Below are 17,803 nucleotides of genomic sequence, written 5' to 3' on the forward strand. Positions count from 1 at the left end.
GACGATTGACCAACGGTCCATCTGCGCCTGGTTGATCTGCTGCGTGCCATGGTAAAGGCCGGTGGTATCGCCGAGACCGACCGTGTTGGCTGTCGAGAACAGGCGGAAGGCCGGATGCGGACGGATGACGCGGCTCTGGTCCAGCAAGGTCAGGCGGCCTGAGGATTCCAGCACCCGCTGGATGACGAACATCACGTCCGGACGGCCGGCGTCATACTCATCGAACACCAGGGCGACCGGGCGCTGGATGGCCCACGGCAGGATGCCTTCCTTGAACTCGGTGACCTGCTGGCCGTCCTTCAGCACGATGGCGTCCTTGCCGATCAGGTCGATCCGGCTGACATGGCTGTCGAGATTGACGCGGACCAGCGGCCAGTTCAGGCGCGCGGCGATCTGCTCGATATGGGTCGATTTGCCGGTGCCGTGGAAACCCTGCACCATGACGCGGCGATCGAAGGCGAAACCGGCGCAGATCGCCTGCGTCGTCTGCGGATCGAAGCGGTAGGCGTCGTCAATATCCGGCACATGGCTGTCGCGGTGCGAAAAAGCCGGCACCTGCATGTCGATATCAATGCCGAACACGTCACGGACATTGACCTTTTTATCGGGTGCGAGGGCCAACAGGGGATCGGGATATTCAAGCTCGGCGGACATATGGCAATCAGGCTTTCAACGATGAAAATATGCAGGTTTCAGCTAAGACTTTAGCGCCTGCGAAACAACCCCCAATTCATTGCCTGCGACGTTTTTACCTGTCATTTATCCGGATATTGATGGCTGACCAGCTTATCAAGGAAGGGGGCGGCCTCAATATCCTCCATTGTCGTGCGTGCCGGCCAGTCATCGAGATGATCGAGCCAGGCAACACGACTTTCCATGCCATACTGGATATGCGGCTCCAGCGCTTCCGGATGATCGAAGGCGCCGATGGAAACCGCCATGCCGTCCGGCGCTTCGTAGGTGAGCGGCGTGCCGCAGTCCGGGCAGAAGCCGCGATTGACCAGGTTGGATGAGGTGAAACGCTTCGGCTCCGCCTTCGTCCAGCGAAAATCGGTGCCGCGCACCGAGACCAGCGGCGCGAAGACATTACCAAACGCCTTCTGACACATGCGGCAATGGCAGATGGAGGCATCCGGCAAGGGGCCGGTCACTTCAAAACGGATGGCGCCACACTGGCAGCCGCCTTTCAGCATAGTGTTCATGTGAACCTCTTTAGCGAATTATAGCGCAAGATTCCGGCAGCAAGCGAACGACTTTTCTGTTAGATGGCCTCTCATGAAAATGACCGAACTCGACAACCCTGCCTGGTCGGCTCTCACCAGCCGTCACGCGCATCTGGCCATCGGTGATGGCCCCGTGCGGCGCTATCCCGCGGAGATATCGCCCTTTGCCGCGATCGAGACGCCCGACGCCCTGCCGGTTCTGGCCGATCGCATGGCGGAAGGTGAAACCGCCGTATTATGGTCACCTGAAGAACTGGCAGCGCCGGAGGGGCTGGACCTGATGGTTCATTTCCCCATCCTGCAAATGGCCGGCTATGATTTTCGACCGGCCGATGTGGCCGATGACGCCGAATCTCTGACGCCAGCAAATGTCGATGAGATGATAGAACTCACCACCCTGATGAAACCGGGTCCGTTCGGTAAGCGCACCATCGAAATGGGCAGCTATATCGGCGTATTCGAAGGTGGGCGACTGGCGGCAATGGCCGGGGAGCGTATGAAGCCGGCGGACTTTACCGAGATCAGCGCCATCTGCGTCCATCCGGATTTTCAGGGACGCGGTCATGCCCGCCGCCTGACCTCGATCCTGGGCAAGCGCATTGTGGCCGACGGACGCGTGCCGTTCCTGAATGTTCTGCCGGAAAATACAGCCGCTATCGGGCTTTATGAAAGCCTGGGCTTTTCTCTGCGCCGACGGCTGCACGTTCATCTGTTGCGCAAACCTGGCGGCGATATTGCGGATGATCCGTTTTTCAGTAGTTTGTAGCTTGTAAGAGTCCCCCCTCCGCTTGCAGGGGAGGAGAAAAATAAAGCCGCAAGGCCGCATAGGCGAGGGATTTCTATTCGTGGCTAGCCGGCTAGCGCCGCAGGTACACTAAGTACCTGCAAGCGACGACTGCGACGTCCACGGGGAAAAAGGACCGACTAGGCGAGGGACATTTTTTTGAGGACTTTGTAAGCCTTGATGACTCTTTGCAGCTTGTCTTCGGCCGAACGGTCGCCGCCATTATTATCCGGGTGGCAGCGTTTGAGCATCTCGGTGTAGCGCACACGAATCTGCTCCGCCGTGGCGCCGACTTCGAGATCAAGGTCGGCGAAGGCGGCGCGTTCGATCTTGCCATATTGGCGCGCGGCTGGTGCGCTCTTGTCACGCAGGGGCGCGGCGCCGGCGCCAAAGACGCTGTGCGGATCGAAGAAGGTCTTGGACGTCGTACCCTTCACCGCGAAATTCGCCGCTTCCCGGCTGACGCGTGAGGCGCGGAACGCCCAGGTCGGGCGGTCACCGGTCATGATGGCTTCGCGGTGACGACGGGCTTCACCTTCGCTCATACCGGCGAAGAAGTTCCAGTTCTTGTTATACTCTGCCGCGTGATTGGTGCAGAAGTTATAGTATTCATTCATCATTTCGCGCGATTTTGGCGCGCGCGCCGTCGAGGCCTTATGGCATTCCGGCCATTCGCACGGCTTTTCACCCGGTTTCAGATGCAAGACATCATCTTCCGGCCTGCGCGTCTGCTCCTCGCCTTCCTTCGGCGGACGGATGCGCATATCCATGAATTTGGGCTTGAACTTAAATCCTTCGGTCATATGATGACAGTGATCCTTTGATCTTAAAAAATTGCGAAGCGTGTATAGCTGTAAAGTGAGGCCAGAATATGGGAACCGTAGCCGATCGCCTGAGATCGAAGCTCGATCAGGCCCTCGCCCCGCAGCAATTGGACATTCACGACGATAGCGCCAAACATAGTGGACATGAAGGCGCGCGTGAAGGGGGCGAGAGTCATTTTTCCTTACTTATCGTGTCAGAACGCTTTGAAGGCCTGAACCGCGTCGCCCGCCAGCGCCTGATAAACACTGCTTTGGCCGAGGATCTGGCCGGACAGGTTCACGCCTTGAGCCTGCAAACCCTGACGCCGGCGGAATATGCGGCGCAAAAGCCGCACTGACAGCTAATTGCGGTCTAAAGGTTGACGCGCTGCAATAAACGCCCTAGTTCCGCCGCGTGCCAATGGTGCCTGCGCGTCAAACCCGCAGGATAATAGGGAATTGGGTGCGATACCCAGACTGTCCCCGCAACTGTAAGCGCCGAGCGAGCGACACACGTCACTGGAAAATACCGGGAAGACGTCGCCCGCGTTCGAGGCGCAAGTCAGGAGACCTGCCTTGGCTGTCGTCCTTTGCGTGGCCGGGAAGTGCAGCGCGAGCGGAATCGATTCCGAGAGACGATACCTTGTGAGCCGTAACCGGCGCAGGCTTCGTCATGCGCGTTTACGGCTTTCGTTTCTGACCGAAAGCCCCTTATGCGCAATCGCAAAACCACCCTTATCCTCTCCACCGCCCTGCTGGCCCTGCCCGCCTTCGCTCACGCGCAAGATATTGCCCCCCAAGAGATTATCGTTACCATTACGCGTGAAGCTCTGCCGGTCTCCAAGGTCGGCCAAAGCGTCGATGTCCTGACCGACACCGATATCAAATCTTACCAGTCCCTGTTCGTCGCTGATCTGTTGACGCATACCACCGATCTAAGCATCGCTCGCAATGGCGGCCCCGGCTCTGCGACCACTGCCTCGATCCGTGGCGCCGGTTCCGATCACACCCTCTATATGCTGGATGGTGTGCGGCTGAATGACCCGTCACAGGTCGGCGGCGGCACCAATTTCGGCCTCATCAGCACCGATGACGCCGCGCGCATCGAAGTCCTCCGCGGCCCTTTGTCGACCCTGTGGGGGTCCGGCGCCATGGGCGGCGTGGTCAGTATCACCACCCGCACGCCAACTGAGCCGCTCGAAGGCGATCTGCGCGTGGAAGGCTTCGACGAATATGGTTCGGCCCGCGCCGGCATGGGCGGCAAACTGGCTGGCCTGACCTGGCGTCTGTCGGGCAGTACCTATAATGACCGCGGCATTTCGACCTTCGCCGGCGGCACGGAAAAGGACAGCTTCACCCAGACGACGCTGAATGGCAAGCTGCGCTACGATTTCAACGAAGCCTTGAGCGCACAGGCCTTCTCAACAACCAGCCACAGCCGCACCGATTTTGACGGATATAACTCTGTCGCCCCTTACAACTTCATGGATACCGGCGATTTCGGCAAGAACGATACCACCCTGTCGGTTGTCGCCCTGACCCATCGTTTCACAAAAGGCGAGCAGGTTTTGTCGGTCAGCGTCACAGACAATAACAGCGACAATTACAATCCGGATCACACGCCGAACTTCGTCGCCAATGGTCATATCGAAGCGGCCGATTATCACGTCAACTACCGCCTGAGCGATACCACTCGCCTGCTGGGTGGCCTGAGCTACGAGCGCGACACAATGCGCGTGGCCTACCCGTCAAGCTTCGACCCGAATCCTGTGCCGCTCAGGGCCGCCTCAACGCTTTCGAGCGTCTACGGTCAGGTGACGCATGATTTCGGACCGCTGGATATTGCCTTGAGCGCCCGTCATGATGACGCCTCGTCCTTTGGCGCCAATGATATCGCCCAAATCACTGTCAATGCGCCATTGGGCGACCACCTCCGCGTCCATGCCAGCGCCGGTCAGGGCGTCAAGGTGCCTAGCCTCTACCAGCTTTACAGCGATTATGGCACGGATTCGCTGATCGAAGAAAAGTCGATCACGCTCGATGGCGGCATCGATTACGGCTTCGATGGTGGTGTGTTCAGCGTCAGCCTGTTCACCCGCTCGGTGCGCGATCAGATCGACTTTGTCTATGACGGCTGCCGATCCGATCAGCCTTATGGCTGCTATGGCAATATCGGTCGCACTGAAACGCGTGGCGTCGAACTGGAACTGTCCAAGGACCTGACCGAGTCCTTACATCTGCGTGGTAATTTCAGCTTCCTCCACGCCCGTGACGGCTTCGGTGGTCTGCTGCCGCGCCGTCCGGACCAGATGGGCAGCCTCGACCTGACCTATGCCGCCACAACGAAGCTCAATCTTGGTCTCGGTTTGCGCCATGTCGGTGAGGGCCTCGATACGGCCTTTACCGGGATGCTGAAAGCCTATGACCTAGCCGATCTGCGCGCCGACTATGCGCTGAACGACCGCCTCAGTCTCTACGGCCGCATCGAAAACGCCGGAGACACCAGCTACCAGACCGCCGGCGATTATGGCCAGACGGGCCGCCGGGTGTGGCTCGGAATCCACGCTAAACTCTTTTAAACCGTCAACTCTTTTTGCGGCGCAGCATTTTTGTTAAATGCGGCACGTTCGAAGATTGTCATTATTGACTATAGACTTTTGCGCGGAGGATTTCGGTCCTCCGCGCTTTTTTATGCATTCGACGTTTGGAGCCAGTCCGATTTGCCGCCACTCTTGGCGACCACCGCTATCCCCTCGATCCGCATGGCCTTATCGACCGCTTTCAGCATGTCATAAAGCGTCAGGGCGGCGATGCTGGCCGCCGTCAGGGCCTCCATCTCGACGCCGGTCTGGCCGGTGGTCCGCACCTCGGCCTCGATATCGAAACCCGGCAGGTCGTCATTGATCGCTATCCGCACCGCCACCTTGCTGAGGGCCAGCGGATGACAGAGGGGAATGAGGTTCGAGGTCTGCTTGGCGGCCATGATGCCGGCCAGTTCGGCGGTCGAGATCACCGCGCCCTTCGGCGTCTTATTTTCACGCACCAGCGCCACGGTTTCCGCCGCGCAAACCAGACGCCCGCACGCTGTCGCCACGCGCGCAGTTACCGCCTTGTCGGACACATCAACCATGCGGGCGCGGCCTGTTTCATCGAGATGCGAAAGATCGTTCATTTATCACTCCAGCGTTTGAGATCATCAGCGTCCTTGCCGGTCGGTTCGACCCAGTGGTCGGTTTGTGGCCCGACTTCCCGCTTCCACAGGGCCGCTTCGGATTTCAGCCGGTCCATCATATAGTCCACCGCTTCAAAAGCCGCCCGGCGGTGCGCGCTGGCCGCGGCCACGAAAACCACCGGCTCGCCGGCCCGCACCTCGCCGCAGCGATGATGAATGCACAGGGCCTGGATATCGAACCGCTCCACCGCAGCGTCGGCAATGCCCTGGATCGACGCCTCGGTCATGCCGGGATACCAGTCGAGGTACAGATAATCAACCGCAGCGCCCTTTGCTGTTTCCCGCACCACGCCGGTAAAGGCCATAACCGCACCGAGCGCCCCGAACCGCGCCAGAAAATCGCCATGAACCGCCGCCGGATCAAATCCCGCCGGCAAAAGACGGACAGCCATTTCCACCATTTCAGCCTCCTGAAAACACAGAAAAGAAAGCCACCTCATCGCCATCATGCAGCGGCTGGTCGGCCGTCACCATCACCTGATTGACGCTCATGCGCATTCGCTCATCGGCTTCGCCGTTAAAAAGCCGCAGGCGCAGCGCAAACAGACTCAAGCCCTCTTCCGGGAAAGTCATCGCCAGACGCCGCTTTCCCTGCATGTCCGCCACGCGGCCGAAAAAAAGAATATCGATCATATCCTGTCTTTACACCATTGATGGCGTCCGGTTGCAAAAAATAGCGCCACACGGACGCTTCACCCTTGCTAAAAGAGCCATAACACGCTCAATACGCTCTCCTATTATCGCCAGCCCGCCGGAATACCTATGAGTCTGTCCAACTATCGACTGCTTCGCTTTCTGGCGCGCCTGGCTTCCTTCGGCAAGAAAAACGGCTCCCTCCCCCTGCCCGATCCCAGCGATCCGGCCTCTTTCAAGGTGTTGCTGCATCGCCCGCAGGTGCAACTCGATACCGACGGCCTGAAAAACTTCTATACCGGTAAGCGTGTACTGGTAACCGGCGCCGGCGGTTCGATCGGCTCGGAAATCTGCAAGCAGGTGCTGGCGCTTGGCGCTGAGCACGTCAGCCTGATCGATCACTCCGAACTGGCGCTGTATGAAATCGACCGGGCCATCAAGCTCGAATTCCCCAACAACGGATCAGGTGATCGCGCCCGTCCCTTCCTGTGCAGCGTGCGCCGCAAGGAACGAATCGCCGCCGTAGTGGCCCAGCAGAAGCCGGATGTCATCTTCCACGCCGCCGCGCTGAAGCACGTACCGATGGTCGAGCTTAATCCAAGTGAAAGCGTGCTGACCAACGTGCTCGGCACGCAATATGTCATCGATGCCGCCAAGGCGGCCGGTGTCAAGCAACTGGTGCTGATCTCGTCGGACAAGGCCGTAGCGCCTTCGTCGCTGATGGGCGCCACCAAGCGTCTGGCCGAGCACCTGATCCGCACGCAGATTTCCGACACGCATCAGGCCTGTGTCGTGCGCTTCGGCAATGTGCTGGGATCGACCGGTTCGGTGGTGCCCTTGTTCAAGTCGCAGATCGAGCGCGGCGGGCCGATCACCCTCACCGACCGCGATGTCGAGCGCTATTTCATGACCATCTTCGAGGCGGTACAACTGGTTCTGACCGCCGCCATGACCAATGCCGGCACGCCGGAACATTCCGGCCTCTATATCCTGGAGATGGGTAGGCCGGTGAAGATTCATGACCTAGCGACGCGGATGATCAAGCTTTACGGCCTGCGCGTCGATAAGGACATCAAGATCACCTTTACCGGACTGCGTGAGGGCGAAAAGATCACCGAAGCGCTGGTGGACGACAATGAGGAGCGCCGGCTCGTGCTGCCCGGCATCTTTGAAGTGGTCAATCAGGTGCATGTCGCGCCCGTCGCCGAAGAGGTGATGCAGACGCTTTATGCGCTGGCGCAGGAGGGCCATGACGCGCCAGCCAAAACGATGGTGTTTAACCTGGTGAATTCTCTTCGGGAATAACAAGGTTGATTTTTTACCGCTCAAGCGCCGCTAGGCTCTCCTCGCAACGGCTCGGGCACACTTGTGCTTGCCAAAATTCAGTGAATTTTGGAGTCTGAGTACGGGTCTTCGGCGTTCGGATCGTCAGTCGTATGAAACTCGTACCAGATGCCGTTGAGAATGCCGGCGGCGACGGCCAGACCAACGCCCAGAATCCATGAAAAATACCACATGCGCGGCTCCTTATGAGGGGGTTGGGGAGGCGCGCCTCCCCAGGCTTTTGATTAATACAGATCTGGATTGGTCTTGAGCTGTTCGGTGCTGACACGGCCGAAGAGCACCTTGTAGACCCAGGAGGTATACAGCAGCACGATCGGCAGAAAGACCGCCACCACCAGCAACATGATGAACAGGGTCAGGTGTGAGCTGGAAGCCGTCCAGACCAGCAGGCTGGAATGAGCATCCACCGAACTCGGCAGGATGATCGGGAACATCGAGCACCCGACCGTAGCGATAATACCCGTGGCCGCCAGTGACGAACCGATAAAGGCCAGCCAGTCGATGCGCAGGCGCTGTCCGGCCAGGGCAATCAAAGGCCCGGCAAAGCCCAGCACAGGCGCCGCCCACATCCACGGATGCCTGGCGAAGTTGGTCAGCCAACCACCGGCCTGCCGGACAACTTCGGCGCGTGTCGGGTTTGAAGGCCCGTCGGCAGACACAGCACCGACAACGCTGTAGCCAAGCCCTGAAAAGCGTACAAAGATATAACCGGCGGCGAACAGGGCTATGACGCCAAGGGCGGCGAACAGCCCGAACCGCAGCGCGCGGTCACGCACCACGCCTTTTTCCAGCTTGAGGCCGAGCCATGTCGAGCCTTGCAATACCAGCATGGCGACCGAAGTCAGGCCGCACAGGATAGTGAAGGGCGAAAACAGACCCAGCAAGCCACCCAGGAACTGATCATGATAGGTGACACGCAGGTCGTCGTCATGACTGAACGGTGCACCTTGCAGCACATTACCGATAGCAACACCGAAGACCAGGGCTGGCACGAACCCACCGATAAACAGTGCCCAGTCCCAATTGCGCCGCCATGCTTTTCCTGGCCGTTTAGAGCGATACTTGAAGCCGACCGGCCGCAGGATCAGCGCCATCAGAACCAGAAACATGGCGAGATAAAAGCCGGAAAAACTGGCGCCATAGACCAGCGGCCAGGCGGCGAATAGCCCCGCCCCACCGACGATAAACCACACCTGATTTCCTTCCCAGGTGGCGCCGACCGTATTGATAACGGCACGGCGTTCGGAGTCGGTCTTCGCCACGAAGGGCAGCAGGGCCGCTACGCCCATGTCAAAGCCGTCCATGATGGCGAAACCGATCAGCACCACGCCGACAAGGCCCCACCAGATGACCCTGAGGGTCGGATAGTCTAAAGGAAGTTCCATTTATGTATCTCCTTACTCAGCCGGACCGATTACGGGCAGCGAGGGATCGTCTGTGGGGCTGACTTCGGGGTCGTGGTGCATACGGCCGAGTTTGGCCTCATACGGTCCTTTTTTGATTGTGTGGATCATCAGCTTGACTTCAATGACGGCGAGAACCGCATAGGCCAGGGTGAAGCCAACAATCGTCAGCCAGATTTGCGATTTCGTCAGACTGGACGCGCCCATGAAGGTCGGGAGCACGCCATCCACCGCCCAGGGTTGCCGGCCGATCTCCGCCAGAACCCAGCCCGCTTCGATGGCGATCCACGGGAAGGGTATGGCAATGATACAGGCCAGCAGAAACAGGCGATTATTGTGTTTTCCTAGTGTCACCATCAGGAAGGCGATGGCGAACAGCGCGATAAAGGCAAAGCCTAAACCGGCCATAACGCGGAAACTCCAGAACATCACCGGCACATTGGGAATGGTATCGAGCGAGGCCTGGACGATCATTTCATTGGTCGCCATGCGCGGATCTGGCACATACTTCTTGAGCAGCAGAGCATAGCCAAGGTCTGCCTTGTGCGCCTCGAAAAGCGCGCGGGAGTCCATATCGTCCGGATTGGATTTCAGCTTTTGGACACCATCATAGGCGATAATGCCGGATCGGATGCGCACCTCGGCCTTGTCGGTCAGGTCGAGGATACCGATGACCGGCGTATCGACACTGCGGGTGGCGATCAGGCCCAGCACATAGGGAATCTTGATGTCAAAATCGGTGCGCTGCTCTTTCACGTTCGGAATGCCGAATACCGAGATGCCGGCGGGCGCCTTTTCGGTGTGCCACATTGATTCCAGCGCAGCCAGTTTCATCTTCTGGTTATCGGTCAGGGCATAACCGGATTCATCACCGAGCACGACGACCGACAGCGACGACGCCAGACCGAAGGCTGCGGCCACCGCCATGGAGCGCTTGGCGATGCTGGTCCACTTGTCGTTCCACAGATAGATGGCCGAAATGCCCATGACGAAAACCGCCGCCAGCACATAGCCCGCACTGACCGTATGAACGAACTTCGCCTGGGCCACCGGATTGAAGACGACCGCAATAAAGTCTGTCACTTCCATGCGCATGGTCGCCGGATTAAATTCCGCGCCGATCGGATGCTGCATCCAGCCATTGGCAATCAAAATCCACAGCGCTGACAGGTTGGTGCCAAGAGCTACCAGGAAGGTGACAAGCAGGTGAACGGGCTTCGACAGCTTTTCCCACCCAAAGAACATCAGGCCGACGAAGGTTGCTTCCAGGAAGAAGGCCATCAATCCTTCGATCGCCAGCGGCGCGCCGAATATGTCGCCGACATAGTGCGAATAATAGGACCAGTTCATACCGAACTCGAACTCCATGGTGAGACCTGTTGCCACACCCAGCACGAAATTGATGGCGAACAATGTGCCCCAGAAGCGCGTGATCGTACGCCAGACCTCTTGCCTCGTAAGGACATAAACGCTTTCCATGATCACCAGCATGAAGCTGAGACCCAAGGTCAGCGGCACAAACAGAAAATGGTACATGGCAGTCAAGGCGAATTGCAGCCTTGAGAGTTCTACGGTACTGAGGTCCATCAGACTTCCCCGGTTAAGTTCGCGTTCCCGGTGAGGAAACGCCTAAAATCAGCCCTTAGCAATGCCTTTTCTCAACCTCAAAGGGAAAGAGCAATGCTAAACCCATATAAACTTTAAGGCTTAATCTTGCGCCGCACAATATCCAAATCGTCGCACCCTGACGCCGCACCATCCGCAAAGACATTGCGAACTCAATTGCGCGCCTGGGCGAAGACAGATGCTAAAGCCTTGCGCGTGATACATGTGACAGGTTTGCTGGAAGGCCTGTGCATTATCGGTTTCGCCTGGGGCTTGTCCCATATGGTCAGCGATCTGTTCGGCGGGCCGCAAAGCTTCAGCCGCCTTGTCTTGCCACTCACCGTTACAGTGGTCTCGCTGGCCTGCCGGGCGGTATTAGGCTTGTTAAATCAAAAGCTTTCCATGCAATCGGCACGAAGGATCATCTCACACCTCAGGCTTGATCTCATGGCCAGGGCGCTCGATGGTCGAATCGATTCCCCCCGTCACCAGGGCCGGCTGAACGCCCTGTTCGAGGATACGGAAGCGCTCGAAGGTTACTATGCCCGTTTTCGTCAATGTGACTTCCAGGCGCGTATTTTACCTTTGGTCTTCATAGCCCTGATGGCCATGGCCAGCCCCGTCAGCGCCGGTATTTTGCTTCTGACCCTGCTGCCGTTTGTCGCATTGATGGCTATTCTCGGCCTGACGAGCGCTGAGGAATCGAAACGGCAACTGGATGCCCTGTCGCGCCTGTCAAACCTGTTCGTTGATCGCATCAGGGCTTTGCCGCTGATCCTGAGCTTTGATGCCGGACCGCGACAGGTGCATCATGTAGGTCGCGCCGCAAATGAGGTTGCCGAGCGTACACTCAGTGTACTGAAGATCGCTTTTGTCACCTCTGCGGTGCTGGAATTCTTCAGCGCACTGAGTGTTGCCCTGATCGCCATCTATTGCGGATTCTATCTGCTGGGCGAATTGCCGTTCGAAGTGCCGGAAACCCTGACCTTCGCCACCGCTTTTTTTGTGCTCGCGCTTGCGCCGGAGGTCTATGCGCCGATGCGCCGGTTAGCTGCCGCCTATCATGACCAGCAGACCGCCATGGCGGCCACGCAAAGGCTGATGGAAATAGACATCCTGCCGGAAAGTACGCCCGCCGCGCGCCTGACCGCCGCGCCGGAAATTACCTACACTGAGGTGGTCTGCGGCTTTGCCGACGATCCCGGCTTCCGTATCGGACCGGTCAGTTTCACCGCCGCGCCAGGACAGGTGATCGCCCTGAAAGGTCCGACCGGATCAGGGAAAACCACCCTGCTGCGGCTATTGCTGGGCCCGGGACATTTAGCCTCCGGCGAGATGCGGATCGATGGCCTGCCCCTGACCGATATCGGCGAAAGCATCGCCTGGGTATCGCAAAGCCCGCCAATCCTGACCGGCAGCCTCGCGGATAATCTCCGGATCGCCAACCGCGCGGCCAGAGATGATCAGATCCGGCAGGCGATCAAGCTGTTCGGCCTCGCCGCCGTAGCCGAAGCCCGCACGGATAAATTAAATGAACGCGGCTCCGGCCTGTCCGGCGGCGAGCGACGCAAGATCGGCCTGGCGCGTGCCTGGCTGAAAAATGCGCCGGTCCTGTTGCTCGATGAACCGACCGCCGATCTCGACGCGCAGGCCGAAGCCGATCTGATCGCACAACTGCCGGCGCTGTTCAAGGGCCGGACAGTGATCCTCTCCAGCCATTCGTCCCGGCTGTGCGCCTTGGCCGATCAGGTGGTGGAACTGTCATGAAGACCTTCGATACGTTCTTCAAAAATCTATTGAAAACCTACGGGACGCGCCTGTTCCTGACGGCAATTTTCGCCGCCGGGGTCAGCGTTTCCGCTGTCATGCTACTGGGGATTTCCGGCTGGTTCCTAACGGGTGCGGCGGTAGCGGGCGCGGCCGGGGTGATGGCCGCGCAGGGTTTCAACTATCTGCTCCCCAGCGCGGCGATCCGTTTCTTCGCCATCGCGCGCACCGTTCTGCGCTATGGCGAGCGCTATACCGGCCATTCGGCGGCGCTTCGGGCGATGGCGGAATTGCGCCCGGCCCTGTTGGAACGCGTAATCAATGCCGAACCGCAAAAGACCCTGCAACTCAGCCGGGGCGAGACCTCCAGCCGGTTCATACAGGACGTTACGACGCTGGAAAACGCGCTGGTCATGCGTAGCGCACCGTGGGCCGGCGGGGCAGGCATGGTCACGGCGCTGTTGCTGACCGTCCTGGCAGCTCCGTGGGCGGCGTTCGTTTTGCTGGTTTTCATGGCCGGCGCCTTGTCGGCCGGTCTTTATATCCACCGCCGTCCGGTAGATGATGTTTCCGAATCCGCCGCCATCGGCGCCCTGAAAACGCGCTTCTTTTCGCTGATGGCCTTGCTGCCTGATATCCGCGCCTACGACCTGCGCAGCCCCTTAATGGAAGAATTGCAAACACTGGAAGCCCGGCTTTTCGCGGCCAAAACGCAGGTCATCGGCAAGGAAGCGCTGAGCACCGCCGTCACCACCGCCCTGACCGGCGTTTGCCTGGCCGGAATCGCCGTGGCCAGCCTCAGCCAGCCGCTGGCGCATATGGCGCTGGCGTTGCTGGCCGGCAGCATGGGCTTTGAATCGGTGACCATCCTGACACGGGCCATGAGCCAGAAGGCCGGCTTCGATCAGGCTCGCACACGCGTGGCGGAAATCCACGACCAGCCGCAGGTCTCTTCACTCGGCCATGCCGAGCCGGCCTTCACCTTTAAAGGCGAGACCATCGCGCTCCACTCATCCCTGCGCCTGCGTATCGACGGCCCCTCCGGCAGCGGCAAGACCCGGCTGATCGAAACCCTGATGGGATTGAGGGAATCGGCGGGTGATCGGAGACGCTTTTCGCTCTGCCCGCAGGATGCGGCCCTGCTGACCGGCACGATCCGCGAAAACCTCCTGATGGCGATAAGCGACGCTGCCTTAAAGGCGATGCCCCGCGCCGATCAGGATAATGTCATGCTGGAAGCGCTCGATAAAGCCTGCCTGAAAGCGCGCATCATAGCGCTGCCAAAAGGCCTGAATACCTGGATCGGTGATGGCGGCATCACGCTTTCCGGCGGCGAGCGTAAACGTCTGGCCTTGGCCCGCAGCCTGCTGCGTGATGCGCCAATCCTCGTCCTCGACGAACCGACCGAGGGCCTCGATCTCACCGCCGAAGCGCAGGTGGTGGAAAACCTGTCGCAGCACCTGATCGACAAGCAGCAGGGACTGATCCTGATCAGTCACCACGAGGGGCCACGCCGACTGGCCGGCCAGGTCCTTACGGTTTAAGTCTTCGCGCCGTAAGCCGCGAAGAAAACGAACATAGCGGCGTCAACCTCGGCGGCGATTTCTTCGTCGCTCGGTGCCGGCATATAATTAAGCAGGCGCGCCTTGATCATGCGCCCGTGAATAAGCGACGTGAAATGGTGAGCCGCCACTTTCACATCGGGAACAACCAGTTCACCACGCGCCACGGCCTTTTCGATATAGCCGCCCAGGATACGCGCGCCGGCCAGCGGACCGCTTTCATAAAACAGCCGTCCAATTTCAGGCGATTTGTGGCTTTCAGCGGAAATGACGCGCCAGTTCTGCAAGGCCGGTTCGGCGGTGAAAGCACGGACATACCCCTTGGCGAAGGCCGTCATCACGGTACGGGCGTCACCTTCGTCCAGCAGCAGGTCGGTGATCTCACCCCGGTGAAAGACGCAACTGCGCTGAACATAAGCCGCGAACAGGTCTTCCTTGCTCTTGAAGTAATTGTAGAGCGTGCCCTTGGAGCCACCCAGCTTCGCCGCGATCGTCGACATCGACGCACTGGCATAGCCTTCCGACAAAAAAATCTCGGTGGCGACGTCAAGAATCGCTTCGCGGCGGTCTTCGCCGCTCATGCGCCCTTTGGATTCGCAGGCTTTCAACGCTTGTACTTTATCGTTTTGCATCGCAAAAATATTTCCTAAACCGTACGGTATGGTCAGTTGACAGATACAGCGTGCCGGACTATATGTCCAGCATAAATGACCATACCGTACGGTTGTTTCAAGAGTCCGCCCTTATGAGACTTATTACAATGACACATAACACGCCCTCCTCCCAAACGCCGCGCCGCAGCCTTGTTATCGCTGCCCTTCTGGCCACCACAGTCTTGACGGCCTGCACCACGATTCCGGAAAGCGCCCCTTTCGCATCAGAGCCTAGTCAGGCCAAGAAGGTCAACCCCATCAATGCGATAAGCGAGCAGAGCTGGTGGAAAGGCCTCGGCGATGCGCAATTGCAGCGCCTGATGACACAGGCTTTCGACAATTCGCCATCGCTGGCTATGGCCGAGGCCCGCCTCAATCAGGCGCAGGCCGCCGTTTCGCAGTATCGCGCCGCGAATCGCCCCCAGGTGGGGCTGGACGCCACGGCCTATGAAGGCAAGCAGAGTTATAATTACCTCTTCCCAAAGGAAGCTGTGCCCGAAGGCTATAAGGACTATGGTCAGACGACCTTGAGCTTCAACTGGGAACTCGATTTCTGGGGTAAAAACCGCGCCGCCATCGCTAGAGCCAGCACCAATGCCCAGGCCGCCGCCGCCGATGCCGCCCAGGCCCGTCTGGTGCTTTCGACCGCCATCGCCACCGCCTATATCGATCTCGACCGCCTGTATCAAGAACGCGACCTGGCCGAACGCGCCGTGGGAATCCGTAGCGATAGCGCCAAGCTGGTTCAGGACAAGCTCAATAACGGCGTCAGCAACGGCGCTCAGAACGCCCAGGCCCAGGCCGGTATCTTTGCCGCCAAGGCCGATCTGGCCGCGCTCGATGAGCAGATTGACCTCAACAAACACCTGATCGCCATGCTGACCGGCGCCTCGCCCGACTTCGCCAACGGCCTGCAACGCCCGGCACTGGCGCTCAACAACGCGGCTTTCGGCAGCGTGCCCAGTCAGGTCAACCTCGACCTGATCGGCCGCCGCCCGGATATCATCGCCGCGCGCTGGCGGGCTGAGTCAGCGTCGGCCCATATTAAGCAGGCCCACGCCGCCTTCTACCCCAATATCAATATCGCCGCCTTTATAGGCTTGCAGTCCCTGGGTCTCGACAAGCTGTTCTCCTCCGGCTCCGATATCGGTCAGGTCGGTCCGGCCCTCAGCCTGCCGCTGTTCGATGGCGGCGCGCTGAAGGCCAATCTCAAATCGGCCGAATCCGAACATGCCCTGGCCATCGCGGCCTATAATCAGGATGTGCTGGAAGCCATGCAGCAGGTGGCAGATACTCTGACCAGCCAGAAGGCGCTGCAATCAAGGCTCGATAATTCCGAACAGGCCCTGACGGCTTATGAGGAATCCTATCGCCTCAGCAAACTGCGCTATGACGGCGGCCTGTCCGACTACACCTCGCTGCTGGTGGCCGAGCAAAGCCTGATCAGCCAGCGCCGTACCGTCGCTGATCTGCGCAGCCGCGCCATGACCCTCGATATCGCCCTGATCAAGTCCCTGGGCGGCCAATACACCGTGAACAACTAGAAATCAGAGATTTCAACATGCCCGACACCGCACACAACCTCGAAAAAGTCGAAGAAGCCGCCGAAGCCTACGGCACCCAGAAGACAGCCGCCAAGCCAGCCGCAAACACCGCCGGCAACGCCAGGCGTCAGCGCCTGCTCACCTATCTTGGCACCGCCGTTGCCATCGGCGCCGTCGCCTACGGGGCCTATTACGGTCTCGTCGCCTCGCACTATGTTTCGACCGACAACGCCTATGTCGGCACCGACACGGCGCAGGTCAACGCTCTGGTGTCCGGTCCGGTAGCCAGTATCGCCGTTTCCGAAACCCAAGCCGTCAAAGCCGGTGATATCCTCCTGACCATAGATGACGCCGACGCAAAGATTGCCGTCGCCCAGGCGCAGGCGGCCCTCGCCCTCGCCCAGCGTCACGTCCAGGGCTACTACGCCAGTGACGAGGCCTTCGCCGGCGAACTGGGCGTCCGCCAGGCCGATGTCGCCCGCGCCGCCGCCATGATCGCTTCGGCGAAATCGGGCCTCGACAACGCCAAGACCGAACTGACCCGCCGCCAGAACCTGGCGCAGTCGGGCGCGGTCTCGCAGGAAGAACTGACCACCGCTCAGAATGCTTATACGCAGGCCCAGGCCGCCTATAGCACGGCACTGGCCACCCGCGATCAGGCCACGGCCGGCGTTCAGGCCGCCGGCGGCCAGCGCGCCACCAACGCGGCGCAGTTCTCCGGCGTTTCCGCTGCGGAAAACCCGGAAGTCCTGGCGGCGCAAGCCAAGCTCGACGCTGCCAACCTGGCGCTCGAACGCACCATCGTTCGCGCGCCGACCGACGGTATCGTCGCCAAGAAGGCCGTTCAGGTCGGCCAGCAGGTCGCCGTCGGCACCCCGCTGATGACCGTCGTGCCGATCGGCCGCGCCTATGTCGACGCCAACTTCAAGGAAGGTCAACTCCGAAAGGTCATTCCCGGCCAGCCGGTCGAACTGCATTCCGATCTCTACGGCAAGAAAATCACCTTCCACGGCATTGTGCGCGGCATTTCCGGCGGCACCGGTTCGGCCTTCTCGCTAATCCCGGCTCAGAACGCTTCGGGTAACTGGATCAAGGTGGTCCAGCGCCTGCCGGTTCGTATCGATCTTAATCCGAAGGAAGTCGCGGCGCACCCCTTGCGCGTCGGCCTGTCGATGGACGCGAAAATCAATACCAAGAACTAGCTTTCCCTGGCCCCGCGCTGTCTTCTCCCCCCTGAAGCGCGGGGCCCT

General features: G+C 59.6%; 18 protein-coding genes and 1 riboswitch. Of the genes, 8 read left to right on the forward strand and 10 right to left on the reverse strand.

The window, feature by feature from the left end:
* Positions 1 to 654, reverse strand: a 654-nt coding sequence (locus VL130_RS02130) for an AAA family ATPase (protein WP_325360636.1), incomplete at its 3' end; no start/stop codon positions are given.
* 101 nt (positions 655 to 755) lie between these two features.
* On the reverse strand, positions 756 to 1,202 hold the full coding sequence (locus tag VL130_RS02135; RefSeq protein ID WP_325360638.1) for a GFA family protein: 447 nt from the start codon (positions 1,200 to 1,202) through the stop codon (positions 756 to 758).
* A gap of 73 nt (positions 1,203 to 1,275) precedes the next feature.
* On the opposite strand from VL130_RS02135, the gene VL130_RS02140 reads away from it, so the two are divergent.
* Positions 1,276 to 1,989, forward strand: a complete 714-nt coding sequence (locus tag VL130_RS02140; RefSeq protein ID WP_325360640.1) for a GNAT family N-acetyltransferase — start codon at positions 1,276 to 1,278, stop codon at positions 1,987 to 1,989.
* A 158-nt stretch (positions 1,990 to 2,147) separates the two neighbouring features.
* Here the strand turns inward: VL130_RS02140 and VL130_RS02145 are convergent, their stop codons facing one another.
* A complete protein-coding gene (locus tag VL130_RS02145) occupies positions 2,148 to 2,810 on the reverse strand; it encodes a J domain-containing protein (RefSeq protein ID WP_325360642.1) in 663 nt (220 codons plus the stop codon).
* 68 nt (positions 2,811 to 2,878) lie between these two features.
* On the opposite strand from VL130_RS02145, the gene VL130_RS02150 reads away from it, so the two are divergent.
* Positions 2,879 to 3,169, forward strand: a complete 291-nt coding sequence (locus VL130_RS02150) for a BolA family protein (RefSeq protein ID WP_325360644.1) — start codon at positions 2,879 to 2,881, stop codon at positions 3,167 to 3,169.
* A gap of 45 nt (positions 3,170 to 3,214) precedes the next feature.
* Positions 3,215 to 3,403: riboswitch (cobalamin riboswitch) on the forward strand.
* Between the two features lie 120 nt (positions 3,404 to 3,523).
* Positions 3,524 to 5,389, forward strand: coding sequence for a TonB-dependent receptor plug domain-containing protein (locus tag VL130_RS02155; protein WP_325360647.1), 1,866 nt, complete (start codon positions 3,524 to 3,526; stop codon positions 5,387 to 5,389).
* Between the two features lie 110 nt (positions 5,390 to 5,499).
* Here the strand turns inward: VL130_RS02155 and moaC are convergent, their stop codons facing one another.
* Genes moaC through VL130_RS02170 form a run of 3 tightly spaced genes read right to left on the reverse strand, consistent with a single transcriptional unit; the run spans position 5,500 to position 6,675 of the window.
* Entirely contained in the window at positions 5,500 to 5,982 is a 483-nt protein-coding gene (gene moaC / locus VL130_RS02160; RefSeq protein WP_325360649.1) for a cyclic pyranopterin monophosphate synthase MoaC, read from the reverse strand.
* Positions 5,979 to 6,443: a molybdenum cofactor biosynthesis protein MoaE gene (locus VL130_RS02165; protein ID WP_325360652.1), complete on the reverse strand. Its 465-nt coding sequence runs from the start codon at positions 6,441 to 6,443 to the stop codon at positions 5,979 to 5,981. Before VL130_RS02165 ends, moaC begins: the two co-directional genes overlap by 4 nt.
* A 1-nt stretch (position 6,444) precedes the next feature.
* Positions 6,445 to 6,675 carry a MoaD/ThiS family protein gene (locus VL130_RS02170; RefSeq protein WP_325360654.1) on the reverse strand — a complete coding sequence of 77 codons (231 nt, stop codon included), beginning with the start codon at positions 6,673 to 6,675 and terminating at the stop codon, positions 6,445 to 6,447.
* A gap of 129 nt (positions 6,676 to 6,804) precedes the next feature.
* On the opposite strand from VL130_RS02170, the gene VL130_RS02175 reads away from it, so the two are divergent.
* Positions 6,805 to 7,980 carry an SDR family NAD(P)-dependent oxidoreductase gene (locus VL130_RS02175; RefSeq protein WP_325360657.1) on the forward strand — a complete coding sequence of 392 codons (1,176 nt, stop codon included), beginning with the start codon at positions 6,805 to 6,807 and terminating at the stop codon, positions 7,978 to 7,980.
* 77 nt (positions 7,981 to 8,057) lie between these two features.
* Here VL130_RS02175 and cydX read toward each other — a convergent pair whose 3' ends face one another.
* Genes cydX through VL130_RS02190 form a run of 3 tightly spaced genes read right to left on the reverse strand, consistent with a single transcriptional unit; the run spans position 8,058 to position 11,009 of the window.
* Complete coding sequence (gene cydX, locus VL130_RS02180) at positions 8,058 to 8,192, reverse strand: cytochrome bd-I oxidase subunit CydX (RefSeq protein WP_325360659.1); 135 nt, start codon at positions 8,190 to 8,192, stop codon at positions 8,058 to 8,060.
* 51 nt (positions 8,193 to 8,243) lie between these two features.
* Complete coding sequence (gene cydB, locus VL130_RS02185) at positions 8,244 to 9,404, reverse strand: cytochrome d ubiquinol oxidase subunit II (protein ID WP_325360661.1); 1,161 nt, start codon at positions 9,402 to 9,404, stop codon at positions 8,244 to 8,246.
* A gap of 12 nt (positions 9,405 to 9,416) precedes the next feature.
* On the reverse strand, positions 9,417 to 11,009 hold the full coding sequence (locus VL130_RS02190; RefSeq protein ID WP_325360663.1) for a cytochrome ubiquinol oxidase subunit I: 1,593 nt from the start codon (positions 11,007 to 11,009) through the stop codon (positions 9,417 to 9,419).
* Positions 11,010 to 11,243: 234 nt separating this feature from the next.
* Between VL130_RS02190 and VL130_RS02195 the strand changes: the two genes are divergently transcribed.
* Both VL130_RS02195 and VL130_RS02200 read left to right on the forward strand, forming a co-directional pair.
* A complete protein-coding gene (locus tag VL130_RS02195; protein WP_325360667.1) occupies positions 11,244 to 12,794 on the forward strand; it encodes an ABC transporter ATP-binding protein/permease in 1,551 nt (516 codons plus the stop codon).
* Positions 12,791 to 14,338, forward strand: coding sequence for an amino acid ABC transporter ATP-binding/permease protein (locus tag VL130_RS02200; RefSeq protein WP_325360670.1), 1,548 nt, complete (start codon positions 12,791 to 12,793; stop codon positions 14,336 to 14,338). Before VL130_RS02195 ends, VL130_RS02200 begins: the two co-directional genes overlap by 4 nt.
* Here VL130_RS02200 and VL130_RS02205 read toward each other — a convergent pair.
* Positions 14,335 to 14,988 (reverse strand): TetR/AcrR family transcriptional regulator, encoded by a 654-nt coding sequence (locus VL130_RS02205; RefSeq protein ID WP_325360672.1) that lies wholly within the window; start codon positions 14,986 to 14,988, stop codon positions 14,335 to 14,337. The genes VL130_RS02200 and VL130_RS02205 overlap by 4 nt on opposite strands.
* A gap of 128 nt (positions 14,989 to 15,116) precedes the next feature.
* Between VL130_RS02205 and VL130_RS02210 the strand changes: the two genes are divergently transcribed.
* A complete protein-coding gene (locus VL130_RS02210) occupies positions 15,117 to 16,553 on the forward strand; it encodes an efflux transporter outer membrane subunit (RefSeq protein WP_325360675.1) in 1,437 nt (478 codons plus the stop codon).
* 17 nt (positions 16,554 to 16,570) lie between these two features.
* Positions 16,571 to 17,755 (forward strand): HlyD family efflux transporter periplasmic adaptor subunit, encoded by a 1,185-nt coding sequence (locus VL130_RS02215; RefSeq protein ID WP_325360678.1) that lies wholly within the window; start codon positions 16,571 to 16,573, stop codon positions 17,753 to 17,755.
* Positions 17,756 to 17,803: the final 48 nt, after the last annotated feature.

Source organism: Asticcacaulis sp., from assembly GCF_035497195.1.
GTDB lineage: Bacteria > Pseudomonadota > Alphaproteobacteria > Caulobacterales > Caulobacteraceae > Asticcacaulis.

Coding starts and splice junctions, on each gene's coding strand:
- VL130_RS02135 (WP_325360638.1), bottom strand. CDS start 1,202: ATGAACACTATGCTGAAAGGCGGCTGCCAGTGTGGCGCCATCCGTTTT.
- VL130_RS02140 (WP_325360640.1), top strand. CDS start 1,276: ATGAAAATGACCGAACTCGACAACCCTGCCTGGTCGGCTCTCACCAGC.
- VL130_RS02145 (WP_325360642.1), bottom strand. CDS start 2,810: ATGACCGAAGGATTTAAGTTCAAGCCCAAATTCATGGATATGCGCATC.
- VL130_RS02150 (WP_325360644.1), top strand. CDS start 2,879: ATGGGAACCGTAGCCGATCGCCTGAGATCGAAGCTCGATCAGGCCCTC.
- VL130_RS02155 (WP_325360647.1), top strand. CDS start 3,524: ATGCGCAATCGCAAAACCACCCTTATCCTCTCCACCGCCCTGCTGGCC.
- moaC (WP_325360649.1), bottom strand. CDS start 5,982: ATGAACGATCTTTCGCATCTCGATGAAACAGGCCGCGCCCGCATGGTT.
- VL130_RS02165 (WP_325360652.1), bottom strand. CDS start 6,443: ATGGTGGAAATGGCTGTCCGTCTTTTGCCGGCGGGATTTGATCCGGCG.
- VL130_RS02170 (WP_325360654.1), bottom strand. CDS start 6,675: ATGATCGATATTCTTTTTTTCGGCCGCGTGGCGGACATGCAGGGAAAG.
- VL130_RS02175 (WP_325360657.1), top strand. CDS start 6,805: ATGAGTCTGTCCAACTATCGACTGCTTCGCTTTCTGGCGCGCCTGGCT.
- cydX (WP_325360659.1), bottom strand. CDS start 8,192: ATGTGGTATTTTTCATGGATTCTGGGCGTTGGTCTGGCCGTCGCCGCC.
- cydB (WP_325360661.1), bottom strand. CDS start 9,404: ATGGAACTTCCTTTAGACTATCCGACCCTCAGGGTCATCTGGTGGGGC.
- VL130_RS02190 (WP_325360663.1), bottom strand. CDS start 11,009: ATGGACCTCAGTACCGTAGAACTCTCAAGGCTGCAATTCGCCTTGACT.
- VL130_RS02200 (WP_325360670.1), top strand. CDS start 12,791: ATGAAGACCTTCGATACGTTCTTCAAAAATCTATTGAAAACCTACGGG.
- VL130_RS02205 (WP_325360672.1), bottom strand. CDS start 14,988: ATGCAAAACGATAAAGTACAAGCGTTGAAAGCCTGCGAATCCAAAGGG.
- VL130_RS02210 (WP_325360675.1), top strand. CDS start 15,117: ATGACACATAACACGCCCTCCTCCCAAACGCCGCGCCGCAGCCTTGTT.
- VL130_RS02215 (WP_325360678.1), top strand. CDS start 16,571: ATGCCCGACACCGCACACAACCTCGAAAAAGTCGAAGAAGCCGCCGAA.